Genomic DNA, 24,375 nt, shown 5'->3' on the forward strand with positions numbered 1-24,375 from the left:
AAACATGAAAAAAAATATATTTAGAGCCCTAACGCTTTTTACAGCCTTGAGCTTTTTTACATCTTGTTTGAAGGATGATAGTTTAGTTCTTGATCCAAGTAAGTCAGATAACGTAATTGAGTTTGCTAACCCTGCACAAAATGACGACCCAACTGCTGTGTATCCGAAATACACATTTGGGTTCGATATTAAATCGGCAGTAGATCAAACGATTGAGGTATCCTATTCAGGGCCTAAAGTTGGCGCCCCTCAGGATATTACTGTTAACGTTGCGCCGCTAACTGATGGTGTTGCCGTTAAAGCCTACAACGACGAGAATGGAACGAGCTATACTCAGATGCCTGCTGCAAATTACAAGGTTAACGCTACCTCTGTAGTTATCAAAAAGGGACAATCGAGAGCTTCGTTTACAATTACATATGCTACTGATAAATTTGACCTTAACAAGCAGTATGTTTTACCATTAAAAATTACTTCGGTTTCTTCAGGTACTATAAGTGGTAATTACAACACTATTCTTTTGAGTGTTGCTGCCAGGAACAAGTACGATGGCGTTTATCGCTCTACAGGCGTGTTCAATCACCCAACTTTAGGTCCGAGAAACATCGACAGAGACAAAACGCTTAGAACTGTAAACGCAAATACTGTTTCAACTGAGATCGGTGATATTGGCGGCTCTATGAACCTTGTTGTTAACGAGGCTGACAATACCGTTACTATAGTTGGCCAGGTGAGTGCTTCTCAGCCACTTATCCCGGTTGCAGGAAAAACTAACACTTATGACCCAACCACTAAAACATTTAAATTGAATTATCAATATACAGGTGGCGGTGTTTCCGTGTAGTTAACGAAAATATCAAACTTAAATAACAGGTTTTCTCTGTATTTTAAAAGGCTGGTCGAAGTTATCGACTGGCCTTTTTTTTCAGGTATTATTTTCTTCCAGATAAACTAATTGGAAAAATTAATTTTTAAATAACTTCCGATAAAAATTAATTAGTAAATTGCTATTCTAAACGCTTTATTATGAATGCTTTATTTAAAACCTTAATCGTCACTACTGCCTTAACATTTACCGCAGGCGCAACTCAAAAAACCACTTACCTTTCAGACCAGTCTAAGCTCAATTATAACATCAACGATGCTAAAGTTTTAGATGGTGGTTATGAATTATATACACCGGATGGTAAAATGACTCTGCGCGGAGCTTATAAAGACAACCAGCGTGTTGGAAACTGGTATGCTTTTAACCCGGATGGGTCAATATTTGTTAGATACAATTATACACTCAAAAAATTAATATCTGCCGATACCGCCGCCATAGGCCGCGCTACATACGAAATTTTAACAAATAACGAAGAGGCTAAAAAGGGGGCCAGTATCCCGGTACCTGTTTGTTCTATAGAACAGTATATATCACTGTTGGGTACTGAGTTTCAAAGGAAGACTCTGAAGGAGAATAAATCAGCTTCTGGTACTTTAGATGTTGATCTGATTGCTAACATAGATGCTAAAGGAAAAGCGAGATATTCGGCATTTTACAGTATCGATGGGTTTAAATTCAATACCAAAATTGTTGTAAGCGAGAAACTGTTTGATATCGAGTGGTTGCCTGCTACTTATAAGGGTGAGACTATGGCCAGCGTGTTCAAAGTTAAATTTCAAGCAGACTTTTCGCCCGACCCTACCAAGCGCCAACGCTTTATATGGAATTATTGATTTCAAAAGGCCATATATTTATCATTTGTAAGGATGATAAATATATGGCTTAGTTTTATTTCTTATCAACACTATACCTACCCGGTCCTGTAAACACTAATCCCGCAAACATAAACGCAGCCTCAATAGCATGAGCAGCGCCTTGTAAACCGTCGCCACCGCCTATATGGCTGGCGGCTGCTACTATCATGTTAATGAGAAGCAATATACACACCGGCCTGAATGCTAAACCTACAATTAGCAGGAAACCGCCAAGTGTTTCTACAATTGCTGCCATAAAACCCCAGAATACAGGTGCGAAGGTAATGCCTACATATTTGGTTGATGAACCTAACTCCTGCCAGGCGTGTGTGCCTCCCAGTAATTTGGGATAACCATGATAAATAAACATTGCGCCAAGGCCAACACGTGTAATTAACAGGCCGAGATCCTTGTAACGGCTTAAATTGCTTAAATACGCCATAGTGATATTAGTTTATTGTTTTATTGTTACTTCATTTGCGGTTACCGATACGCTTATCTCTTTCCCTAAAATAAGGCTGCAGTTGTCGCTTACGTGCCCCGCCGGGAAATCAAAGCAAACCGGATAATTGTACTCTTTTACAACATCCATTACTATCTCTGGCAGTGTTTGCCCAAACGGAATATCATTATCCTTTAGATCAGTAAAGCCAGCAATAATAAGCGCTTTTAAGCCATTTAGTTTTCCGGCGCGTTTAAGGCAGCGAAGCATACGGTCAATTGAATAAAGATATTCGCCAACATCTTCCAGGAAAAGCACTTTGCCATCGTAATCAACATCACTTACCGAGCCGGACGCGGCTATTAGCAAAGACAGGTTTCCCCCAATTAGAATTCCCGAAGCTTCGCCCATCCGGTTCAGCGGATTTGGCTTTATCGAATAAGTTAACTCCTGGCCAAATAAAGCCATCCTAAGCGTTTCTAAAGAGTGTTTGGTAGCGTCAGGTATGTTAAGCGGCATTTGGCCATGGATGCACGCTAATCCATAATTTTTAATGAGGTGGGAATGCAGCAGCGTGATGTCGCTAAAGCCGATGAACCATTTTGGGTTTTGCTTAAGGCCATCAAAGTTCACCTTGTCGATCATTCGGATTGTTCCATAGCCCCCGCGAGCGCAAAAGATGGCCTTGATACTATCGTCATCTATGAAGCGTTGCATATCTGCCGCGCGGAAATCGTCGTCGCCGGCAAATTGATTATAACCGGCAGAAACGGTTTCACCTAAAATTACCTCAAGTCCCCAGCCTGTAAGCAGGTTTACGGCATCGGTAATAGGTACCGGTAGTTTTTTAGCAGGGCAGGTAATGGCAACTTTATCGCCTTTTTTTAGATATGGTGGAATAATTGATGGAAGTCCGTAGGTCCGCATAAGTCCGGAAGATATAAAATTTTAAAATATGTGATGTGTCGGCAAATGATACGGGCTTTCGGTCTTTCCCGACTTACCGACTAAAAAACTATCTTTGCAAATTAATAAAACATCCCTTTTGAATGTCGCAACTTGATAAATATAAACGCTTCACCGTTACATCTGCGCTACCTTACGCTAACGGGCCATTGCACATTGGTCATCTTGCGGGTGCTTACCTGCCTGCCGATATTTTTGTGCGTTACCTACGCCTGCTGAAAAAGGATGTGGTTTACATTTGCGGCTCTGATGAGCATGGTGCGGCTATCACTATCAAAGCAAAAAAGGAGGGTACCACCCCGCAGGCCATCATTGATAAGTATCACCAGCAAATAAAACAGAGCTTTGAAGATTTTGGGATGTCGTTTGATATTTATCACCGCACATCATCTGCTATACATCATGACTTGTCGCAGGAGTTTTTCCTGAACCTTTATGAAAAGGGGGAGTTTATAGAGAAGTTCTCTGAGCAGTATTATGACGAGGATTTCAACCAGTTCCTGGCAGATCGTTATATCACGGGTACCTGCCCGGTTTGCAGTAACGACCGGGCTTATGGCGATCAGTGCGAGAACTGTGGTACTTCACTGAACCCTACTGATTTGATCAATCCTATATCAACATTAAGCGGCAAAGCGCCGGTTTTGAAACCAACCAAGCATTGGTATTTACCATTAGATAAATACCAGCCCTGGTTAGAGAAATGGATAGATGAGAAAGAAGGCGAGTGGAAAGTAAATGTATTTGGTCAGTGCCGGTCGTGGTTAAAATCGGGCCTGCAGCCACGCTCCATGACCCGCGACCTCGACTGGGGTATTGATGTGCCACTTGAAGAAGCTAAAGGCAAAAAGCTATATGTTTGGATGGATGCCCCAATAGGCTATATCTCGGCCACCAAACAATGGGCTATTGATAATAATAAAAACTGGCAGCTATACTGGAAGAAGCAGGCCAACGAGGCTGATGAAACTTGTCTGCTACATTTTATTGGTAAGGATAACATCGTTTTCCACTGCATCATATTCCCGGCTATACTAAAGGCCCATGGCGAGTACGTACTGCCTCAGAATGTGCCGGCTAACGAGTTTCTTAACCTTGAGGGGGATAAGCTATCTACCTCTCGCAACCATGCTGTTTGGCTGCATGAGTATTTGGAAGAATTTCCCGGTAAGCAGGATGAACTGCGCTATGTATTAACATCGATACTGCCGGAAACCAGCGACAGTGAGTTTACCTGGAAAGATTACCAGGCACGTGTAAATAATGAGCTGGTTGCCATCTTAGGCAACTATGTAAACCGGGTAATGATACTAATGCATAAGTATTATGATGGTAAGGTAAATGCTAATATTAAGCTTACGGATGCAAAAATAAACGCGGAATTAGGCGGCTACTACGATGAACTGGGCAAGAACCTGGAGAGCTATCGTTTCCGCCAGGCTATGCAGAACGTAATGGACATGGCGCGTTTAGGTAACCGTTACCTAACAGAGCAGGAGCCTTGGAAAGCAATTAAGAACGATGCAGACGCTGCTAAGAACGCCCTGTATAACAGTTTGGCTATTATAGGCCATATTGCAACCTGCCTGCAGCCATTTTTGCCTCGTACAGCAGAAAAGATCTTCGGTATGCTTAATGTTGAATCATTTGCGCTCGATCAGGAAGTAGAGTTTGCCAGCGGGCACCAGCTTAACCCGGCCGCACTTTTATTTGAGAAAGTGGAGGACGAAGCCATTGAAAAGCAAATTCAAAAACTTGCAGATAAAAAGGCAGCAGCCGTTGCCGCCCCTAAACAGGTTGCAGTTACGCCCGCTAAGGCAAATGTATCTTTTGATGACTTTGTAAAGATGGACATCCGTACCGGAACCATTTTAACTGCCGAGAAAGTTGCCAAAACCAAGAAACTACTTAAACTAACCATAGATACGGGTATCGATCAACGTACGGTAGTATCCGGTATTGCGGAGTATTATGAGCCTGAAGCCATTATAGGGAAACAGGTGAGTATACTTGTAAACCTTGAACCACGCGAAATAAAGGGTATTATGTCGCAAGGTATGATATTGATGGCGGAGAACGCTGAGGGCAAGTTAAGCTTTGTTGCTCAGGTTGATACGATGGATAATGGATCGGTAGTAAGATAAAAATATTAATTTTACCATGGGTTAAACCTGTGGTAAAATTTTAAGTCTTAGTTTGTATAATAACAACCAAACTATCATGAGACTCCCACTTATCATCACTTTGGCTTGCTGTGCAATTTTAACATCTTGCAGTAAGTATCAGGTCAACGTTATCAGTAGTACAACCGGTAAAGAGCCTAACAAGGAAACCGGCAATTACGAATTTGAAAACGACTCAGTACGTATTTCTTATTCCTTTTACGGGCCCGATGCACCGGTTACTGTAAATGTTTATAACAAATTAAATCAGCCGTTGTATATTGACTGGCAACAGTCGGCATTGGTTATTGGAGATAAAGCCGTTAGCTACGTGCCCGAATCTATAAGCCTGAAAGGCAATATTTCCGCTGAATCTTACAGCTACCTCAGAAACAACAAAGGAAGTACACTTAATCCTACTTACACGGATGGCAGCGTAAATGCAGTGGCTAACTTGCCTAAAACAACAACCTTTTTACCACCGCATACGCAAAGCAGCAACACTACAGTGAGGCTAACACGTGGGTTTATTGAAGTGCCGGATACAGCCTTCCACAAAATAAGGATGATAGAGAGATTGCAGGATACGGTTGCTCTTACTAAAGTGAATACTGCATTATTTACACCGGATAATTCGCCACTCACTTTTAGAAGCTATTTAACCACTTACACGGTTGCTGATGGGAAGAATATACCCGTGGTTTATGAAGACAAATTCTTTATATCCCGCACCCTAAAAACCAATAGTGATCCAAAGCATCTTAAAGAGTTTAGCAACCAGCGAGGCGATTATTTCATCAATTCAAAAGCTACGGGTTATGGAAAAACAATGGCTGTTGTTGGTGCTGCTGCAGTAATTGGAACAGCGAGCGCCATAAGTGATAGCCAGAACGCAAAAAGCAAATAAATATAAGCCCTTCGGGTATTGGCAGGGTCAGTTAAAATGTGCAAATTTGCATACTCAAAAACTGCCCCTGTAGTTCAACGGATAGAATAGAAGTTTCCTAAACTTTAGATATGAGTTCGATTCTCGTCGGGGGTACAAAGGAAAAAGTAAAAGCCTTAAGTCGTGAAGATTTAAGGCTTTATACTACTGATAATTTCTAAATTGGCGTTATTAAACCCTCATAACCTTATATGAAAGTATTTTTAAGTTGGTCACAGCAACGTAGCAAACTTGTTGCGCATTATTTGAAAGAATGGTTGCCATATATTATGCAATCGATCAAGCCTTGGTTCTCGCCTGAGGACATTCATAGAGGTGAGCAATGGTTCAATGCTATTAACAAGGGAATTTCAGAAAGTACTACCGGCATTATATGTTTGACAAAAGAAAATAAAGATAAACCGTGGATACTATTTGAATCTGGTGCATTATTTAAGGGAATAGATAAGAGCAGGCTCTTTACATTGTTGATCGATATTGAGCCATCGGAACTTATTGGCAATCCACTTTATCATTTCAACCATACAAGGCTTATTAAAGAAGATCTACTAAAATTGATTAAAGACCTTAATCAGCTGTCTGATGAACCAAGAGACGCTGGTATTTTGACTAAAATGTTTGAAACGTTTTGGCCTGACTTTGAAGAGCGTTTAAAGGAAATATTTGCATCTACTAAACAAGCAAATGAAGATGTTGCTGATAGTAATCCGGACCCTCAGGCATTGATGTTAGAAAATATTTTGCAGGCAGTTACAAATGTTGATAAAGCGGTAAGCAAAATTACTCAAGCCCAAGATCAAAAATCCATTGATGTCAGAAAAATGATTGAATTAGAAACTCAGTTAGAAGAGCAAAGGCTTATGGCTGTGAATATGAGAGATAAAAGCATTAAGAGTTCATTATTCGGACTGTCGCCTGTAATTTCAGAGAACGAATTTCGTCTGTTAGTGGATCAGTTGAGGACTTTGTTGCAGAATAGAAACATCAGCTTTAAAGAAGTTAAATCTAATCCTGAATTTTGGTATAAAGAACTTCAAACATTTAGCGGTTGGTTATTAACCTTTAACTTCAATGATTTTTTAAAAGCGTTGGATTGGCTTATAGGAGATAAATCTAACTAAAGCGCAATCAAAATATATGATAGATTAAGAATTAACTAACATGTATTCTCGTCGGGTACTAAGGAAAAGCCTTAAGTCATGAAGATTTAAGGCTTTTTTGTTTCTGTAAATTAACTTTGCATTTCAATTGCTGTAACAAGTCAGTTAAGTATGGCCTTATGAAAACACTAACGGAATTTCAACAATCGCTATCTCTTACGCAACCGCCCTCCGGCCTATCGGTACAGTTAAAAAGCCTTTGGTACGATGGCAAAGGCGATTGGGCTAAAGCACATGCAGAGGTTGACCAGTTAAGCGACAAAGACTCTGCCTGGGTGCATGCCTATCTGCACCGCAAAGAGGGCGACATCTGGAATGCCGATTACTGGTATAGCAGAGCCGGGCAAACCCGACCGGATGTATCCTTGCAGGAAGAATGGGAGCAGTTGGTTGAGGCGTTTCTGTAATTGGCGGAGGGCTTACTTTTCTAATTCTCGTTTTAGATTGGAAAGGCTTTCGTCCAGGTCTTTACCTAATAACTTATCCATATTGATGATCAGTAGCATGGCGTTCATTGGGAAAGGCATTTTGCTCTGCATTGACTACTTTACCGCGGTGCTGTCTTCGGTTACAGATTGCGTTGCAATATAAGTGTCGGCTACGCCGGGCATCGGTCTTTCAAAAACAATGCCGATATCAATTCGCTCGCCGTCCACTAAACCTTCAATGGTTTGGTTCCCTTTGCCTACCTGCTTTACGTCACTATCCCATGTGGAGTTGTAGCCCACGGTGCCATCTGTTCCGGTAGTGCTTGTACGCTTATTTGGGTCCATCATCACCCATTTATTGTAATATTGCTGGTTGCCGAGAAATTTCACATAGCTATACACCAATTGGCGCGGCTTGTTGATCACTATGCTGCGTGCAACGGTATAGCCCTTAGGCGCAATTAATGCAAGTAGTACAATAACCGCAATAATACCGGCAATTATCCCAACAATAGTTAATAAGGTATCCATAAGTTTTAGGCGATCTTAGTTCTGTTATATTGCTTCCAAAAGTAATACAAGATAAACATTATCGCCATCATCACCAATGGCGGGATTAGCTCACTAAAGGGATCATACATGGCATACCGCGATGCTATGGCACCAACAAAGTTGATAAAGAAACCTGCGAAGGCCCATTCTTTGATAGCCATCAACCTGTTTTGCAGGATAGCCATGGCGCCGAAGAGCTTAAACACGCCGGTAATAACTAACAGGTACATCGGGTAGCCTAAGTGTTGCAATACAACCTTGCCTGCTTCCTGTTGCGTGATACCACCAAAGGCATCAGCAAGCATAGCCAAAACAAATAAGATCGTCAAGGTCCAATAGATAATTTTGATAGCTTTAGTGCTCATAGCGATAAATTTTTTATTTATTTCTCCGGAGTAAATATGTTCCAGCGTACGCCGTACTTATCGGTAACGTTGCCCATGGTGCCGGCAAAAAAGCTCATTACTTCATGTTTTGCTTTTCCTCCCTCACGCAATTTCTCAAATTTATCGTGCACTTCTGCTACAGAAGCCAGCGTTAAGCTGATAGAAACAGCCCCCACAAAAGCCTGAACATCAGAGTCGGGCATATCGGTGCCCTGGATGGTAAAGTCATCTCCGGTAAGGTCGGCATGTAAAATAATGTCTTGCTGCTCGGCGGGGAACATATCTTTCATGGGCGAATCTTTAACTTTCATCAGGCTAAGCTCTCCCCCTAATACCTGGTGGTAAAAGGTCATAGCTTCAGTAGCATTGTTGTTAAAGTTGATGTATGAACTAAGTTTGATCATGGCTTTATAATTAATATTGGTTAATCAAGAATTGCGCAGTAATGCCCGTTTAATTTAAGTAATTCAATGATACGTTGTGCACAAATTTCTTTGCTCTCTATTCGTAAAACCTTGTCGGAATCTTCAAGGTCAAAATTGATCTGGCTCGCCGGAAAATGCACCTTAAGCATTTTGATCATTAGACGCGATTGAGCCGCTTTTTGCACATTGGTTTTAAATACTTCGATCATCGGGGACAAAACATTTTAAACGATACAATACAAAGGTGCAATAGATTGCCGGAAGTGGTGAGGTGTAATTACGACAATGTAAGTGGCTGATTGCGACGAAAGATAAGCAGACCACATTTTTAGTGACTAAAAGTTTAAGAGCCAAAATCCTGCTGACATACTGTTGTCATTAAGCGGTGGTTACTTTGTGTCATAATCAAAAACAAACAGCTATGACAACCGAACAAACATTAACGCAGCAACTCATCAACAAAGACGAATTATTAAAACACTGGCAAAGCCACCGCGGCCTTAGCCGTAAAATTTTGGCAGCCTTCCCAGAGAAAGAACTGTTTGAGTTTTCGATAGGTGGCATGAGGCCTTACCAACATTTAGCCGGGGAAATGATAGGCCTGGCAAGCGCCGGGATGAATGGTTTTGTAACCGGCAACTGGACAACTACCCCGGAGCTTGATCATTTTGATGACAGCGCCCGGCTTTCTACCAAAGAAGCACTTTTAGAAGCGTGGGATGATGTTACCGAGCAGATAGAAGAACTATGGCCTCAAATACCTGATGCCCATTTCCATGATGTTGTAAAGGCCTTTGGTATGTATGAAAATACGGTAATAAGCACCATCCTTTATTTTATTGATAACGAGGTACACCATCGCGGCCAGGGTTATGTTTACCTGCGTGCGTTAGGCATTGAGCCTCACCCGTTTTGGGATAGATAATTATATCAGAACCGCCAAACCAGTATCCGGCTGCTCTTTTGCCCTTGTGCCATATCAATGGTGTGTACATCCCGAGCGCCCAAATAATCAAGCGAATTGTAGCAGCCTGGTAGGGTGGTTTTTTTTGAAATAAGCGATGAGAACCATTTGCTTGATTGGGCAAACTGCTTGCTTTCGCTCATCATCTTATTCAGGAACCGGGGTTCGCCGCCCTCGCACCATAGTTCGGTGTTGCGGCCACCAAAGTTAAGGTCGGCGTTTTTGTCCTGTTTAAGGTTTTTCCATTTACGCTGCGAATTAGCATTTACCTCTTTAGCCGATGCATGAAAAGGCGGGTTACACATCGTGATATCGAACTTTTCGCCGGGTTTAACGATGCCTTTAAAGATGTGTTCATACGAGCTTTGCGTGCGTATTTCTATAGCATCTGTAAGCTGGTTACTCTCAACTATTTTTTTAGCTGAGCCTGCAGCAATGTAATCAACCTCGCTGCCCACAAAGTGCCAGCCGTAGCTGCGGTGACCTATCAATGGATAGATGCAGTTTGCACCAACACCAATATCAAGCACCTTTACTTTGTCGCCGGTTGGTATCTCGCCGCCGTTATCCTTTGCTAAGATGTCTGCAAGATAATGTATGTAATCTGCCCGGCCGGGTATAGGCGGGCATAAAAAGCCTTGCGGAATATCCCAGGATGAGATATTATATTGCAGTTTTAAAATAGCCTTGTTAAGCACTTTAACTGCATCAGCGTCAGTAAAATCAATGGTTTTTATGCCATGCTCATTTGTAAACACAAATGGAGCAAGTTTAGGCAGCGCCTTAGTAAGTGCAACAAGATCATACCTTCCGCGGTGCGGGTTACGGGGATGGAGGCTTGTCTTTTCTTCGGTATTATCGACCATTTAAGCAGGATTAATTGTGTGCAAAGCTAACATATTTAAAGATCAACATTACGTTAGCTGTCTTGTGTTACTTACGATAGCGAGATTGATTTAACTCGAATGATCAACTACGATCTTCCACTCTCCGTTGATCTTTTTAAACCACAAAGTATAGTAACCCAAAGATGAGCTTTTGGTGTATTTCAAGTTCCAGCCGCCGTACACAAAGGCATTATCTTTACTGATAAGTTCAACCTTTTTTATGGCGTAGGTAAGCTTACCCATGCTTGTTTTGGTTTTGGCGAAGGTTTGCTTGTAATTCTTAAGCGTATTGGCATACCCAAAGGTTGGCCCGGTTGGGCTTACAAACATTACCGAGTCTGATTTCCAGTAGCATTGCATAAAGGTTTCCAGGTCGCCTTTGTTCCAGGCCAGGCGCGATGTTTCCATTACTTTAAGTATAGCCTGGCGGTCTTGCGCTTTTACAAAAATTACGGAGAGAAGCAGAATGCAGCAAATGATAAGTTTCTTCATTGTGCTAATATACAAACATCAGGGTCAGTTGCATTTGTGACCGGATTGTCCGAAGTTCGCTGTTCAATCAATGTTTAAGACGTTATTAAAAGTTTAATTTATGGTATCTCTTTATATTTCAATACTATTATCATTTGTTGGGATGTTTAATCCCCAGCAGCAAAATAGCGCCCCCGAATTGTTTAAAGGAACTTTTGTTGATGACTATGGCATTAAATATACTATCAATGATACTTTGTGGGTGCAGCAGCCGCGCAGTAAATACCACATCATAAAGTGGAATGTGAAGGACCAGTACATTGTTGCACGTAACGATGATAAAAACCCTGGCGAAGGCGGTTTGTACACACGTATCGACTATATGCAGTTCAGCAATATCGAGCCGTGGAAATGGGGCTTCTGTTTGTCTGTTTATGATGCCAAAACAGATGCCATCGCCGAGGCTACCGCCAAAGCTGATAGGCAAAATCCAAAAAAGGGTTGCGGGGGTTTTCCATTTTCGAGAATGAAACGAACATCCAATTAAGTTACACGTAAAATAAAAAGAGCCGCTTTTAAGCGGCTCTTTCATATTATCATTTATTTCAATCTGCTTCGCAGTTCAGATATCGGCATGCTTATCATGCGGCCTACCGGCTGTTTGCCTTTGTAGGTTATCACCTTAAGCTGTGTGGCATCAATAGGTACATTTAGTATGCCGGTATATTTTGGATAAAACCTATCCGGGTACGAATTGTCGAAGCTATAGTAAATATCCAGTCCGGGTACCTCGGGGGTTAGGGTTACATTAAGCGTGCTATCCGGGTTGCGGCCAACTTTAAAATCAGGGTCATAGGCGCTTGGGGCATATTTTATTTCTGCCTCATCAAAGCGGGCGAAGTGTTTTTCAACTTTGCTAAAGAAGGTGTTAAAATTCTTCTTCGCAGCAGGCGACCATACACACTCTGCCAAAGCAAAACCACGCGGCCATGTCATGTACTCGGCCTGGCGGATATTGTAAACCTGCTCTGTCCATAAGTTAGCCTGGCCTCCTTTTATCAGCTTGGCGTTTACGCCTGCCGGTACCGGGTCAAACTCATAAGTTTTGCTTAAACGAAGCGAAGCGTAAACATGCGGCTCCATTACTCGGTCGCTTTGCATATAATCAAGATATACAAATGTAGTAGGGCTCATTACTACTTCGTGGCCCATTTGCGCAGCTTCAATACCGCCTTTAACACCGCGCCAGCTCATTACCGCTGCATTTGGCCCTAAGCCGCCTTCAAGTATCTCGTCCCAGCCAATAAATTTCTTGCCCTTTGATTCAACGATCTTCTCAACACGTTTCTCAAAATAGCTTTGAACCTCTTCCTGGGTTTTAAGGTTTTCTTTTGCCATCAAGGCTTTCACCTGGTCGCTTTGTTCCCAAAAATTCTTGGCGCACTCATCGCCACCCATGTGGATGTATTGGAAAGGGAATAACTGGGAAAGCTCACCTATTACTTTATCTAAAAACTGGTAAGTAAATTCACCGGCAGGGTTAAGTGTGTTATCTACCAAAGCCGGATGGCCCGGTTTAGACCAATCCATAATGCGTTCGCCATAGCGTACGGTATATTTATCAGCACCCGGCGTAACCGAAAGCTCGGGATATGATGCAACGGCCGCCAGGCTGTGGCCGGGCACATCAACCTCAGGCAAGATGTTCACAAAACGGTCTTGCGCATATTTAACAACCTCGCGTATATCATCCTGGGTGTAAAAACCGCCATAGTTACGTGGTTCATTTGGGCGGGGCGGTTGGAAATTGCCGAACTCACCTTCGCGTTTAATGTTGTAAGCACCAACGGTAGTTAATTTAGGATAACTTTTTATTTCAACGCGCCATCCTTCGTCATCTGTCAAATGCCAGTGGAACAGGTTAAGCTTATACTTAGCCATGTTATCGATGTAACTCATTACCTCTTTTTTGGTAAAGAAGTGGCGGGATACATCCAGCATTAAGCCGCGCCAGTTAAAGCGTGGGTAATCTGTTATGTCAACAGCAGGTACCATCCATTTAACGTTGGTTACTACCTCCTTGCTTTCAATTTCCTTAGGCAACAACTGAAAAAGCGTTTGTAAGCCGTAGTACAAACCTGCCTCTGTATTAGCCCTGATGGTAACGCCGGTAGTTTTTGCTGACAAATAATAGCCTTCATTGCCTATAACATTATCAGCTGTTGAATTAAGCACCAGTTTTATCGCGGCGGAGGGTGCCGAAGCCTTTACATGCACCATTTTACCGGTTGAGGTAGAAAATTTATTCTTAATAAGATCAAGCACGGGCGTCATCTTGTTATTTAGCGGTGCTTGTACGGTTATCTCTTTGGGTAAGATAAAATGCCCTGCGTGCGGCGTTGTTTTAACGGGCTCGGGGATAATGGCAAAACTGCTGGTAGTTTGCGCAAAGGCAACAGGCGCCAGCAGGCATGACAATACCAGTAAGGAAAATTTCTTCATATAGGTTATAGCGTTTGGTTTGCAGACAATATGCAAGTTATGGCTTTTTAAATAATATTAAAAAGTTTTTTAAACTTAAATATTTGAGTTGTAAGTGCTTGAATATTAAACAAGCGGCGAATATTGCAAATTGGATTTTTTGTTTAAATTGCCGTTGATAAACCATTGGGCGCCACCCCTGCCCTTCACCAATTATAATAATAAGCCATGTCTACAGACCGCAGGAAGTTTCTGAAACATCTGGGCACTTCAGTATTACTGACATCTGCCTCATTGAACAGTTTTGCCGCTAAAGAAGAGAACGAGGTAAGGATACTGCGCGATCAAAAGCGCGTTAGCCCGAGTGATAAGGTTCGCATTGCAACCATTGGTATGGGCATTATGGGATTCAATGACACGCGTGCAGCGCTTGCTGTACCCGGTGTTGAACTGGTTGGTGTGTGCGACCTTTATAAAGGCCGCCTTACCCGAGCTAAAGAAGTTTACGGGCAAAACCTGTTCACCACTATGGACCACAGGGAAATACTGGACAGGAAAGACATTGATGCCGTCATCATCGCTACCAGCGATAATTGGCATAGCCAGATAGCTATCGATGCCATGCGAAAAGCTAAGGCTGTTTATAGTGAGAAACCCATGGTGCACAAAATAAGCCAGGGACTTGAAGAAATACGTGTACAGAAAGAGACCAAAGCCGTGTTCCAGGTAGGTAGCCAGCGTGTGAGCAGTATAGCTTATCGTAAAGCTAAAGAAATGTACGAGGCAGGAGCAATAGGAAAAATTAATTCTATCGAAGCTTCTTTTAACCGTAACAGCGGGCTGGGTGCATGGCAGTATACGCTTCCTAATGATGCTAATTTACAAAATGTAGATTGGTCGCGTTTCCAAGCTACGGCAAGTGAGAAACATGATTTTGATCCGCTGCGTTTTTTCCGCTGGAGAAATTATCGCGAGTACGGTACTGGCGTAGCCGGAGACCTGTTCGTTCACCTGTTAAGTGGCATTCATTTCATCACCGGCTCCAAAGGGCCGGAGACCATCTTCTCAATAGGTAACCTCGATTACTGGAAAGACGGCCGCAACGTGCCGGATGTAATGAGTGCAGTGATTCATTATGGCGAAACAAAAGAACATCCTGCCTTCCAGGTTACGTTACGCGTAAATTTTGTAAGCGGCGAGGGGGATTATGGCACTACTAAGATCGTTGGATCTGAAGGGGTAATAGACTTAGGTGGTGAGGGCGAAAGCTTTACCATTCGCAAGAACCACATTACCGAAGCGCCGGGCATTGGCGGTTGGGATTCTTTGGAGACCTATCCGGAAGCTGAGCAAAAGAAACTATTAGCTGCCTACAACCAACGCTGGACAAAAGCCCAGCAAGAAGCGCCAAAAACTGATCCTATCGTATATCGCGCACCCGAAAATTACAGCGCGAATATCGACCATATGACCAATTTCTTTGATGCCATCCGCACCGGCAAACCTATTGTAGAAGACGCTGTATTCGGTTTCAGGGCGGCAGCACCTGCACTGGCCTGTAACGATAGTTACTTTCAAAAGAAAGTTATCCGTTGGGATGCCGAGAATATGAAGATAGTGGGATAATTATTCCTTTTTACTTAATATGTCATTACGAGCGAAGCGCGGCAATCTCATTGCGTTAAGAACCTGTTTGTGATGAGATTGCCACGTAGGCTATGTACAAAAAAGCCGGACACTTTGCAGTGGCCGGCCTCATTTATAAGTCAATCAATAGTTACACGTGGAAGTTGTTAGCTTTTATGTAATTATAGCTTTTAGTGATACTTACGAAAGGATCACCCGGGCAGATGTCTTGCTCGTTAAAGAAATACTTTAAGCCTGCAGTTTTAGCATGGGCAAATATCTTTTTAAACGGAATAACGCCATTACCAACCTCGGTAAACATTTGTTTAGGGGTGTTATCCATATCCTTTACGTGCCATAGCGGGAAACGGCCAGGGTGCTTTTTAAACAAAGCAATCGGGTCTTGCTTGGCGCGGTACATCCAGTAGATATCCATTTCCATTTTTACCAGGTCGGCATCAGTTGCGGTTAACAACACGTCGTAAGGATATTTTCCATCTTGCGAAGCAAATTCAAAATCGTGATTGTGGTAGCAAAGCTGTATACCAGCTTTTTTTGCAACCTCTCCGGCTTTATTTAGCTTTTCTGCGGTCTCTTTATAATGGTCAAGTGTTCCGCGTTCAGAATCAAGCAGGTATGCGCAAACCATGTATTTTAAACCAACGGCAGCAGCGTCATCAACAGCTTGTTGCCAATCAGTGGTGATGGTACCTTTTACATTAGCCATTCCTTCGCCAAGCATGTAGTGGCCGCTCGGCATGATAAGGCCGTTATCGCTTAAAACCTTTTTAAATTCAGCAGGCGCCATTCCGTAAAATTTTTGCGTGCCGGTGTAGGTAGCACCTTCAACAGAGTTAAAGCCAACCTTAGCAACTCTTGTAAGGGAGCCAACCGGGTCTTTAGCCATTGTATCACGCACGGTATAAAGTTGCAAACCGATGTAGTTTTTCTTTTTTGCTGCAAATAACTCAGGAGCCATTAACAGGCCAGCCGATAACATGGCACTGCTTTTAAGGAAAGAACGTCTTGATGTCATTATATTGGTTTTTATTGGTTGTGTAAATGTAACGCATTGGCGTTTTAAAACAAATAGACCTTTTGAAAATAAAATGGTTTAAAATTACTCACCCGGTCTACGCTACGCTGGACCACCCTCTCTTCGCTGCGCGAAAAGAGGGTATAGAACAATTTTTAAAAAGCTCTTCTATTTCCTCACGCAAATAGAGTTTATAACATCCGGCTATGTCTGGCTGAATCGCCGCACCCTTGATTTAAATTGGTTAAGCCGGTTTGCTCTCTCCGCCAGCCGGGCGCGGCGGTTTCTTTTTACCATAACGCCTGTTATTGCGGCGGCCGCCTTTGGTTTTATCGCCATGCCTGTCGGGCCTGTCTTCCTTTATCGGCTCAATGCCTGCAAGGCTTTCAGGGAGTTCCTTCTGATTAATGGGGCGTTCTATCAATTCCTCAATTGTTTTTAAACGGCGCAGGTCGCGGTTGTTTACAAAGGTGATAGCGGTACCGGTAGTTGCAGCGCGTGCCGTACGGCCAATTCGGTGAACATAATCTTCCGGATCTGGTGGAACATCATAGTTCACCACCAGGTCAATTCCTTCCACGTCAATCCCACGCGATAGTGCATCAGTACCAATTATAACAGGCAATTGCCTGTTTTTAAACCGAAGTAAGATCTCTTCGCGTTCTTTTTGTTCAAGATCAGAGTGGAAAGCCGCAGTATTGATATGTGCGGCCTTCAATTCTTTATAAAGCGATTTTACAATTTCTTTTCTCGAAGCAAAGATGATGGAGCTTTGATAACCTTCTTTAAGGATCAACTTTAAAAGCGGTGTTTTTTGCTGATCGTTTACGCGGTAGATCTGCTGATCAATACCTGCCGCAGGCTGTGATATGGCAATGTTTATTTGTTGCGGGTTATTTAGGATGGCATTGGCAAGTTTACGTATGCGCTGCGGCATGGTGGCCGAGAACAAAAGCGTTTGGCGTTTCTTGGGCAGATAATTTACAATCCGCATAATATCATCGTTAAAGCCCATGTCTAACATACGGTCGGCCTCATCAAGCACCAGGTGCGTAATGTTGTTCATTTTCAACACGCCTGATGTTAGGTGTGCTATTAACCTGCCGGGGGTAGCGATAATGATATTTACATTATTCTCGATACCGCGACGTTGCTGCTCATAAGCCATACCATCCCCACCACCAAAAATGGCTTGCGAGCTTACGCCGCTAAAATAGGCAAGGCCTTCTACCTGCTGGTCTATCTGTTGTGCAAGCTCGCGCGTTGGGGCAAGCACTAATGCGGTGGTATGATGTTTATGCGTTTTGCAAATGTTATCTAAAACCGGCAGCAGGTAAGATGCAGTTTTGCCGGTACCTGTTTGTGCACAAGCTATCAGGTCGTCGCCGTTCATAATAACGGGGATAGCCATAGCTTGTATAGGAGTTGGCGTATTGAAGCCCATGCTTAATACACCTTCTAAAAGTTGTTCGTCGAAATTAAAATCCTGAAATGTCACTCTATTGTTAAACGTGTGTGTGCAAGGTACTAAAAAATGCCCACCAAGGCGTTTTTACTTTGCAATGTTAAAGTATAAATTAGATTTGGCTGTTGGTTTTTAATTTCACTTACCAACCATGCAAACAATTAACGGCTAAGTTTATTTGTGTTGATGATCAATTGCTATGCGTAAAACTTTACTATTCTGTTTATTTTTTATTGCGACAACCTTTACTGCCTCTTTCGCATTTGCCATGGGTGCAAAAGCTGACGGTGTTGACACCGGTATCGTAAATAGCAAGATAGACAGCAGTAAGATTGCCCGCCGCATCATCAACCGCGATTTCAATAAGATATACACACAAAACCTGTCTCCTGCATTCTTTGGGCAAGAGTTTTTCCAACCGCATAAAACGCTGTTGGTGGGCGATATTAACACGCATTTTGTTTTATTGAACTCACCGCGTTCCCGTTTCTTCTTTGATGTTTCGGCGAGGGTTAAGGTGAGGCTGCTTAAACAATATGGCAATCCTGTAAAATCGCCAAGCTACATGCCGAGCGCCAATTTATATTACCGCTTAAATGATGATGCCTACCATCCGCAATATCTGTCGGCATCATATACCCATCACTCAAACGGGATTCGCGGGCCTTCATTAGAGCCTGATGGCAGGCTGAATGTTGATAGCGGTAAATTCAGCACTGATTTTATGCAGCTAAATTACACGCTTGGTAAACGCATAGACCGACCCAATACCATCTTAAGCCAGTTTGGAACGCTTGGTGTTGAGCTGCACCGCTCATTATTCAGCAGCAACGGTGGCGGGGCTTCTTTAGGTTTGCCCGGCAATTATGGGTTTGTGCGCGTTAATGGCACATATATTTATAACCTTGCTAAACGTTACAAGGACGATATAGAACCAAGCAAGTCTGATTTTAAAAACTGGCAGCGCCTGCAATTTGATTTTACCTACATAGCCGGTAAAACACCATACAGTGCTACCGACCTGGGCAGGCGCCTTAACGCCAGTTTAAAATACTACTACCAGTTTCCTTTTATGCATAACGCTGCCTTTGTGGTTGGCGCCGGCTATCGCGGTCAGGATGATTATAACATCTATTTCCAGGATCATTATTTCTATATGCAACTGGGTATTGCATCAGGTTTGAATTTCCTTTTCAGCAAGTAAAATTTAGTTTGCCACAGGAGGTTTGCGGTTTTTAGAACTGCAAAAACAACTCATATTTTGATGAAGCAGAAGGGCATTTAGACAAAATCTAAACTGTAAAAATTTTGATTGACAATCTGCGTTATAACATCATCCAACAAAATAAATGTTAGATTTACCAGCACTAAATTAAACCGGCAGTACCATTACAGTATTGCTGAAATCTGCATTAATATGAAAAAATTGATCTTAAGCACTCTTGCTGTGGCGGCGTTACAGTATGCTTCATTTGCCCAATCAAAAAAAGTGCAAAACCTGTTTGATGGCAAAACTACCAATGGCTGGCATGCCTATCTTAAACAAGATGCAGGCCCCTGGAGCGTGGTTGACGGCGCTTTGCAATTAGACCCTAAGGCCCCAGACCAGGCCGACCTGGTTACCGATGGGGAGTACGAAAATTATGAACTTTCTTTAGACTGGAAAATTGCTGAAGGCGGTAATAGCGGTATCATTTTCGGCGTGCATGAAGATCCGGCTTTGGGTGCTACTTACCTTTCGGGTATAGAAATGCAGGTGCTTGATAATGTTAAAGCATCAGACAATAAAAAGGCAAATCACCTTGCCGGTTCATTATATGATATGAAAGCCGCCCCGGCTGATGCTGCAAAACCTGCAGGCCAGTGGAACGCTGCAAAAATTCGTAAGGATAATGGTCATCTTACCTTTTGGCTGAACGGCAAAGAGGTGATTAACGTACAGATGGGCAGCCCGGAGTGGACCGAATTGCTGAACAACAGCAAGTTTAAAACCTGGAAAGATTTTGCTAAATACCCTAAAGGCCATATCGCATTGCAATCGCACGGCGCTGTTGTGGCTTACAAAAACATCAAATTAAAACAATTATAATTACTATCTTAAATTATAGTTTCTCTTTATAGATGGAAGATATCCAAATAAAAAAGACCGGTACCGTTTACGACGCTATAGTTGTAGGCTCGGGTGCTGGTGGTGGTATGGCCGGCTATGTACTGGCGCATTCCGGTTTAAAGGTACTGATGCTTGAGGCCGGTGCCTATTTTGACCCCAAAACAGATTCGCAACAATTAAAATGGGCATGGGAATCTGCCCGCCGCGGAGCCGGTACAACACGCCCATTCGGCGATTTTGATGCCGCTTACGGTGGCTGGCAGCTTGATGGCGAGCCTTATACCACTAAAGATGGTACCGAATTTGAATGGTTCCGCGCCCGTATGCTGGGTGGCCGTACCAATCACTGGGGTCGTATATCATTACGTATGGGGCCGGAAGATTTTAAACCGAAAGATGGTTTAACCGATCCCTGGCCTATCACATACAATGACCTTAAGCCTTTTTACGATAAGGTTGACCGCATGATAGGTGTTTATGGTACGGTTGAGAACATAGAGAGTGAGCCGGATGGTATCTTCCTTCCTCCGCCAAAGCCACGCTTAAATGAGCTGTTCATTAAACAAGGTGCTACCAAAGCCGGTGTAAAAGTGATCACCGGTCGTGGTTCTGTTTTAACAGAGGCACTTAAAGATAATAAAGACCGCGGTGCCTGTTTCTTCTGCGGTCAGTGTGGCCGTAGCTGTAAAGTATATGGCGACTTCTCAGCATCATCATGTTTAGTTATCCCTGCGTTAAAAACAGGCAATTTAAAACTGATCACCAACGCCATGGTGCGCGAGGTGCTGACAGATAAAGAAGGCAAAGCAACTGGTGTATCATACGTTAACCGCGAGGATATGCAGGAATACCAGGTTAACGCCAAGATAGTTATCCTGGGTGCAAGTGCAGGTGAATCTGCCCGCTTGTTACTCAACTCAAAATCATCGGCGCACCCGGGTGGCTTAGCCAATAGCAGTGGTGTAGTTGGTAAATATATCCATGATAGTACAGGCTCCGGCGCAGGAGGTTTCCTTCCGCAACTGATGGACCGTAAACGCTACAACGAAGATGGTGTAGGCAGCGTGCACATTTACTCGCCATGGTGGTTAGATAACAAGAAACTGAATTTCCCACGTGGCTACCACATCGAGTACGGTGGTGGTATGCACATGCCATCGTACGGTTTCGGCGGCGGTATCCAAGATATGAACGGTGCGGTTCCGGGCCGCGATGGCAAGAAAAAAGCAGGCGGTGGTTACGGTGTTGGCTTAAAAGACGATTATCGCCGTTTCTATGGTACACAGGTTGGTATGGCAGGCCGCGGTACTGCCATTGCCCGTGCCGATAATTATTGCGAGATAGACCCGGATGGTGTAGTTGATAAATACGGTATCCCGGTACTGCGATTCCATTATAAATGGACAAATGACGAGATAAACCAGGCCAAGCACATGCAGGAAACATTTGAAGAAGTGCTGCATAACATGGGTGCTATTTATGGCAAAATGCAGGGCCCTGAAACCAATTACGGTTTAGAGGCTCCGGGTAAGATCATCCATGAAGTAGGTACCGTGCGTATGGGTGATGATCCAAAAAAATCGGCACTTAACAAATATTGCCAGGCGCATGATTGCGATAACCTGTTTGTGGTTGATGCCGCTCCGTTTGTTCAGCAAGGCGACAAAAATGCTACCTGGACCATCCTGGCATTGAGCATGCGTACTGCAGAATATATTTTATCACAACGTAAAAAACTAAACGTATAAGCGCCATGAACAGAAGAGATTCCCTTAAAGCGATAGGTTTAGGAACGCTTACAACCGGCTTTTTAGTTGGTGTTGGCTGTAAAACCGGCGATAATAAAGCACCTGAAACCGCTGCTGCAGGTAAAACAGAAGCGATACCCGGCCGCCAGCCCGAAGAGGTTGAGAGAGAAAATAAATTAAAGGCCGAAAAATACTTTGATGAGCATGAGATGGCTACCATTACGGTACTTGCCGATATCATTATACCGAAGGACGAACACTCCGGCAGTGCATCAGATGCTAAAGTGCCTGAGTTTATTGAATTTATTGTGAAGGACATCCCGTCACATAAATTACCAATGCGCGGCGGCCTTAAATGGATAGATATTTATTGCCTTAACAACTATGGCAATCCATTTATCAAATGCAGTAGTAAACAACAAACCGAGTTACTTGATCAAATAGCTTACCCTTACACCGCCAAAGCAGAAATGGCGCAAGGCGTTAAGTTTTTTAATTTAATGCGTGATCTTACGGCATCCGGTTTCTGGAGCAGTGAGATGGGTACTAAAGATATAGGCTATGTAGGTAATGCCCCTAACAAGTGGACAGGTGTGCCTGCCGATGTGCTGAAGCAATACGGCATGGAAAACGTGAAGATATAAGTTGGATTTACCAATGTGTCAGAGCCGCAGTTTGAAAGAGTTGCGGCTTTTTCGTTTTCTCCGTTACGAGGAGCCCTGATAGCTATCGGGGCGACTGTACAATACCCTGCCTATATTGCGGCTCTAAAGGCCGAAGATCACACGTTCTTGATCGCAAGGATCAAATGATTAGTTGAACCATCTTTTCTGCGTGGCTACCTTAATAGCCGATGCTTTATTTGATACGTGCAGCTTATCATAAATATTTGCGATATGCTTACGCACGGTATGCGGGCTGATAAATAGCCGTTCGCCAATTTCCTGGTAATTCAGCCCATCTACTATCCTGTTCAATATTTCCATTTCCCGGCTGGATAGCAGGTGCTCGTTATCGGCATCAGGCTTATATTGCTCAACAAAATCGGCTTTATTTCGCAGTAGGGCCAATGCCTTACGTGCTATCCGTGGCGACATGGGAACACCGCCCTCGTAAACTACTTCCACAATGGCTTTTACAATGTTTGATATCTTTTCGTCTTTAAGCAAGTAGCCGTCTGCGCCCGCTTTAATAGCATCAAAAAGTTTGTCATCATCATCAAAAACGGTAAGCATTAAAAATTGAATACCCGGATATTTTTCTTTAGCAAGTGTTACAGCCTCAATACCATCCATAATTGGCATCTCAATATCCATCAGAACTATTTGAGGGCGCTCCTGCTCTGCAAGCGCCGCAATTTGATTTAAGAAGTCCATGCCATCAACTGCCTGCAGAATGATCTCAATTTCCGCATAATTGGAAATGTTGCTTATAAGGGCTTCCCTTAGTAGCTTTTTGTCATCTACTATGGCAATGCGTATACTGTTCATGTTTAACATCCTTTCTAAATATAATCAAAATAGAAAGTGAATATTAAATTGAGATTATATATGGGCAACCAATGATTAATTATAATACAAATGTATTATTCACACAGGCTGTCATATATAGTATTATCCTCCAAAAGTCTTAATTTGCGCTTTCATGTACTTCATCCTGTCTAAGGTGCTATTTCTGTTTGCAATGCCGGTGTTTTGGGCATTTGTATTACTTGTTTATGCAGCTTTTTCAAAAAAATATAAGCAGAGACTGCTTGTAGCCGGAATCGCAGTTTTTTATTTTTTCTCTGTACGGTTAACCGTAGACACCTTCGGGCGCTTGTGGGATGTTAAGTCAGCAAATGTTAAGGGTAAACAATATAGCTCAGTGATTTTATTGGGTGGTTTCGTATCTGAAGATGAGAACGGAAACGGTTATTTCAACGGTGCTTCACCAAGGTACAATAGTGCTGTAAAATTATTTAAAGAAGGTACAGCAAAGCATATTCTTTTTACCGGAGGTAACGGCAAACTTCGTCAAAGTAAGTTCACTGAAGCGGCGTTTGTAAAGGATGCGTTGCATTTGTGGGGAGTGCCGGATAGTTTAATACTTTTGGATAATAAAGCCCGCAACACTGAGGAGAACGCGAAATTTAGTAAGGAACTGCTTTTGCGTGCTAAGCTGAAGCCGCCATATGTATTGGTCACTTCAGCTTATCATATGCGCAGGGCGCAGCTATTATTTGAGAAAAACGGGTTGGAAGTTTTACCATATCCCTGCAACTATTTAGAAGCGGAAAATTTTGACACCGGCACAGTTATCCCAAGCGCAGAAGCAATGGCCAGCTGGAACATTTATATAAAAGAAGTTATAGGCTACATAGTGGCGTTAATAAGATAGA

General features: G+C 43.0%; 26 protein-coding genes and 1 tRNA gene. 15 read left to right on the plus strand and 12 right to left on the minus strand.

The genetic code is table 11. The annotated features are described in order from the left end of the window. The first annotated feature begins 4 nt into the window (after nt 1-4). Nucleotides 5-844, plus strand: a complete 840-nt coding sequence (locus INP83_RS04035; RefSeq protein ID WP_219126386.1) for a BT_3987 domain-containing protein — start codon at nt 5-7, stop codon at nt 842-844. A 182-nt stretch (nt 845-1,026) separates the two neighbouring features. After that, a complete protein-coding gene (locus tag INP83_RS04040; RefSeq protein ID WP_146269411.1) occupies nt 1,027-1,719 on the plus strand; it encodes a hypothetical protein in 693 nt (230 codons plus the stop codon). A gap of 55 nt (nt 1,720-1,774) precedes the next feature. Here the strand turns inward: INP83_RS04040 and INP83_RS04045 are convergent, their stop codons facing one another. Beyond that, the gene (locus INP83_RS04045) at nt 1,775-2,182 is read right to left on the minus strand and encodes a DoxX family protein (protein WP_146269410.1); all 408 of its coding nucleotides are present in this window, start codon (nt 2,180-2,182) and stop codon (nt 1,775-1,777) included. 12 nt (nt 2,183-2,194) lie between these two features. Further along, complete coding sequence (locus tag INP83_RS04050) at nt 2,195-3,109, minus strand: LD-carboxypeptidase (protein WP_219126387.1); 915 nt, start codon at nt 3,107-3,109, stop codon at nt 2,195-2,197. A 122-nt stretch (nt 3,110-3,231) separates the two neighbouring features. Here INP83_RS04050 and metG point away from each other — a divergent pair, with 122 nt between their 5' ends. From metG to INP83_RS04075, 5 genes are all read left to right on the plus strand, one after another. Next, the gene (metG, locus tag INP83_RS04055; RefSeq protein ID WP_219126388.1) at nt 3,232-5,292 is read left to right on the plus strand and encodes a methionine--tRNA ligase; all 2,061 of its coding nucleotides are present in this window, start codon (nt 3,232-3,234) and stop codon (nt 5,290-5,292) included. Nucleotides 5,293-5,368: 76 nt separating this feature from the next. After that, nucleotides 5,369-6,217, plus strand: coding sequence for a hypothetical protein (locus INP83_RS04060; protein ID WP_219126389.1), 849 nt, complete (start codon nt 5,369-5,371; stop codon nt 6,215-6,217). A gap of 63 nt (nt 6,218-6,280) precedes the next feature. Then, nucleotides 6,281-6,352: transfer RNA gene (locus tag INP83_RS04065), tRNA-Arg, on the plus strand. A gap of 95 nt (nt 6,353-6,447) precedes the next feature. Further along, the gene (locus INP83_RS04070; protein ID WP_219126390.1) at nt 6,448-7,377 is read left to right on the plus strand and encodes a toll/interleukin-1 receptor domain-containing protein; all 930 of its coding nucleotides are present in this window, start codon (nt 6,448-6,450) and stop codon (nt 7,375-7,377) included. Between the two features lie 158 nt (nt 7,378-7,535). Continuing rightward, nucleotides 7,536-7,823: a hypothetical protein gene (locus tag INP83_RS04075; RefSeq protein ID WP_219126391.1), complete on the plus strand. Its 288-nt coding sequence runs from the start codon at nt 7,536-7,538 to the stop codon at nt 7,821-7,823. A gap of 135 nt (nt 7,824-7,958) precedes the next feature. Here INP83_RS04075 and INP83_RS04080 read toward each other — a convergent pair whose 3' ends face one another. From INP83_RS04080 to INP83_RS04095, 4 genes are read right to left on the minus strand one after another with little or no spacing between them, the layout of a single operon-like run. Next, entirely contained in the window at nt 7,959-8,375 is a 417-nt protein-coding gene (locus tag INP83_RS04080) for a polyketide cyclase (RefSeq protein WP_219126392.1), read from the minus strand. 5 nt (nt 8,376-8,380) lie between these two features. Further along, the gene (locus INP83_RS04085; RefSeq protein WP_219126393.1) at nt 8,381-8,761 is read right to left on the minus strand and encodes a DoxX family protein; all 381 of its coding nucleotides are present in this window, start codon (nt 8,759-8,761) and stop codon (nt 8,381-8,383) included. 17 nt (nt 8,762-8,778) lie between these two features. Continuing rightward, nucleotides 8,779-9,186 carry a VOC family protein gene (locus tag INP83_RS04090; protein WP_219126394.1) on the minus strand — a complete coding sequence of 136 codons (408 nt, stop codon included), beginning with the start codon at nt 9,184-9,186 and terminating at the stop codon, nt 8,779-8,781. A gap of 20 nt (nt 9,187-9,206) precedes the next feature. After that, nucleotides 9,207-9,416, minus strand: a complete 210-nt coding sequence (locus INP83_RS04095; RefSeq protein WP_219126395.1) for a hypothetical protein — start codon at nt 9,414-9,416, stop codon at nt 9,207-9,209. 212 nt (nt 9,417-9,628) lie between these two features. On the opposite strand from INP83_RS04095, the gene INP83_RS04100 reads away from it, so the two are divergent. Then, nucleotides 9,629-10,132, plus strand: coding sequence for a DinB family protein (locus tag INP83_RS04100; protein ID WP_219126396.1), 504 nt, complete (start codon nt 9,629-9,631; stop codon nt 10,130-10,132). A 5-nt stretch (nt 10,133-10,137) separates the two neighbouring features. On the opposite strand, the gene rlmF is transcribed toward INP83_RS04100, so the two are convergent. After that, a complete protein-coding gene (gene rlmF / locus INP83_RS04105; protein ID WP_219126397.1) occupies nt 10,138-11,037 on the minus strand; it encodes a 23S rRNA (adenine(1618)-N(6))-methyltransferase RlmF in 900 nt (299 codons plus the stop codon). Between the two features lie 90 nt (nt 11,038-11,127). After that, nucleotides 11,128-11,550 (minus strand): DUF4440 domain-containing protein, encoded by a 423-nt coding sequence (locus INP83_RS04110; protein ID WP_219126398.1) that lies wholly within the window; start codon nt 11,548-11,550, stop codon nt 11,128-11,130. A 100-nt stretch (nt 11,551-11,650) separates the two neighbouring features. On the opposite strand from INP83_RS04110, the gene INP83_RS04115 reads away from it, so the two are divergent. Continuing rightward, nucleotides 11,651-12,076 (plus strand): hypothetical protein, encoded by a 426-nt coding sequence (locus tag INP83_RS04115; RefSeq protein ID WP_219126399.1) that lies wholly within the window; start codon nt 11,651-11,653, stop codon nt 12,074-12,076. A gap of 53 nt (nt 12,077-12,129) precedes the next feature. On the opposite strand, the gene INP83_RS04120 is transcribed toward INP83_RS04115, so the two are convergent. After that, on the minus strand, nt 12,130-14,031 hold the full coding sequence (locus tag INP83_RS04120; protein ID WP_219126400.1) for a beta-N-acetylhexosaminidase: 1,902 nt from the start codon (nt 14,029-14,031) through the stop codon (nt 12,130-12,132). A 207-nt stretch (nt 14,032-14,238) separates the two neighbouring features. Here INP83_RS04120 and INP83_RS04125 point away from each other — a divergent pair, with 207 nt between their 5' ends. Continuing rightward, on the plus strand, nt 14,239-15,636 hold the full coding sequence (locus INP83_RS04125) for a Gfo/Idh/MocA family protein (protein ID WP_219126401.1): 1,398 nt from the start codon (nt 14,239-14,241) through the stop codon (nt 15,634-15,636). 151 nt (nt 15,637-15,787) lie between these two features. Here INP83_RS04125 and INP83_RS04130 read toward each other — a convergent pair whose 3' ends face one another. Together INP83_RS04130 and INP83_RS04135 are read right to left on the minus strand one after the other, a co-directional pair. Further along, nucleotides 15,788-16,672: a TIM barrel protein gene (locus INP83_RS04130; RefSeq protein WP_219126402.1), complete on the minus strand. Its 885-nt coding sequence runs from the start codon at nt 16,670-16,672 to the stop codon at nt 15,788-15,790. Nucleotides 16,673-16,916: 244 nt separating this feature from the next. Then, nucleotides 16,917-18,170, minus strand: a complete 1,254-nt coding sequence (locus INP83_RS04135; RefSeq protein ID WP_186458683.1) for a DEAD/DEAH box helicase — start codon at nt 18,168-18,170, stop codon at nt 16,917-16,919. 166 nt (nt 18,171-18,336) lie between these two features. Here INP83_RS04135 and INP83_RS04140 point away from each other — a divergent pair, with 166 nt between their 5' ends. The 4 genes from INP83_RS04140 to INP83_RS04155 all read left to right on the plus strand — a co-directional run bounded on the left by INP83_RS04140 (nt 18,337) and on the right by INP83_RS04155 (nt 22,639). Beyond that, on the plus strand, nt 18,337-19,341 hold the full coding sequence (locus tag INP83_RS04140) for a hypothetical protein (protein WP_219126403.1): 1,005 nt from the start codon (nt 18,337-18,339) through the stop codon (nt 19,339-19,341). 213 nt (nt 19,342-19,554) lie between these two features. Further along, nucleotides 19,555-20,226, plus strand: coding sequence for a DUF1080 domain-containing protein (locus INP83_RS04145; protein ID WP_219126404.1), 672 nt, complete (start codon nt 19,555-19,557; stop codon nt 20,224-20,226). A gap of 32 nt (nt 20,227-20,258) precedes the next feature. Then, nucleotides 20,259-21,995 (plus strand): GMC oxidoreductase, encoded by a 1,737-nt coding sequence (locus INP83_RS04150; protein WP_146269390.1) that lies wholly within the window; start codon nt 20,259-20,261, stop codon nt 21,993-21,995. A 5-nt stretch (nt 21,996-22,000) separates the two neighbouring features. Beyond that, the gene (locus INP83_RS04155) at nt 22,001-22,639 is read left to right on the plus strand and encodes a gluconate 2-dehydrogenase subunit 3 family protein (protein WP_146269389.1); all 639 of its coding nucleotides are present in this window, start codon (nt 22,001-22,003) and stop codon (nt 22,637-22,639) included. 168 nt (nt 22,640-22,807) lie between these two features. Here the strand turns inward: INP83_RS04155 and INP83_RS04160 are convergent, their stop codons facing one another. Then, on the minus strand, nt 22,808-23,485 hold the full coding sequence (locus INP83_RS04160) for a response regulator transcription factor (protein WP_219126405.1): 678 nt from the start codon (nt 23,483-23,485) through the stop codon (nt 22,808-22,810). 154 nt (nt 23,486-23,639) lie between these two features. Between INP83_RS04160 and INP83_RS04165 the strand changes: the two genes are divergently transcribed. Then, a complete protein-coding gene (locus tag INP83_RS04165) occupies nt 23,640-24,374 on the plus strand; it encodes a YdcF family protein (RefSeq protein ID WP_219126406.1) in 735 nt (244 codons plus the stop codon). Nucleotide 24,375 lies beyond the last annotated feature (1 nt).

Source organism: Mucilaginibacter sp. 21P (genome assembly GCF_019331605.1).
Classification (GTDB): domain Bacteria; phylum Bacteroidota; class Bacteroidia; order Sphingobacteriales; family Sphingobacteriaceae; genus Mucilaginibacter; species Mucilaginibacter achroorhodeus.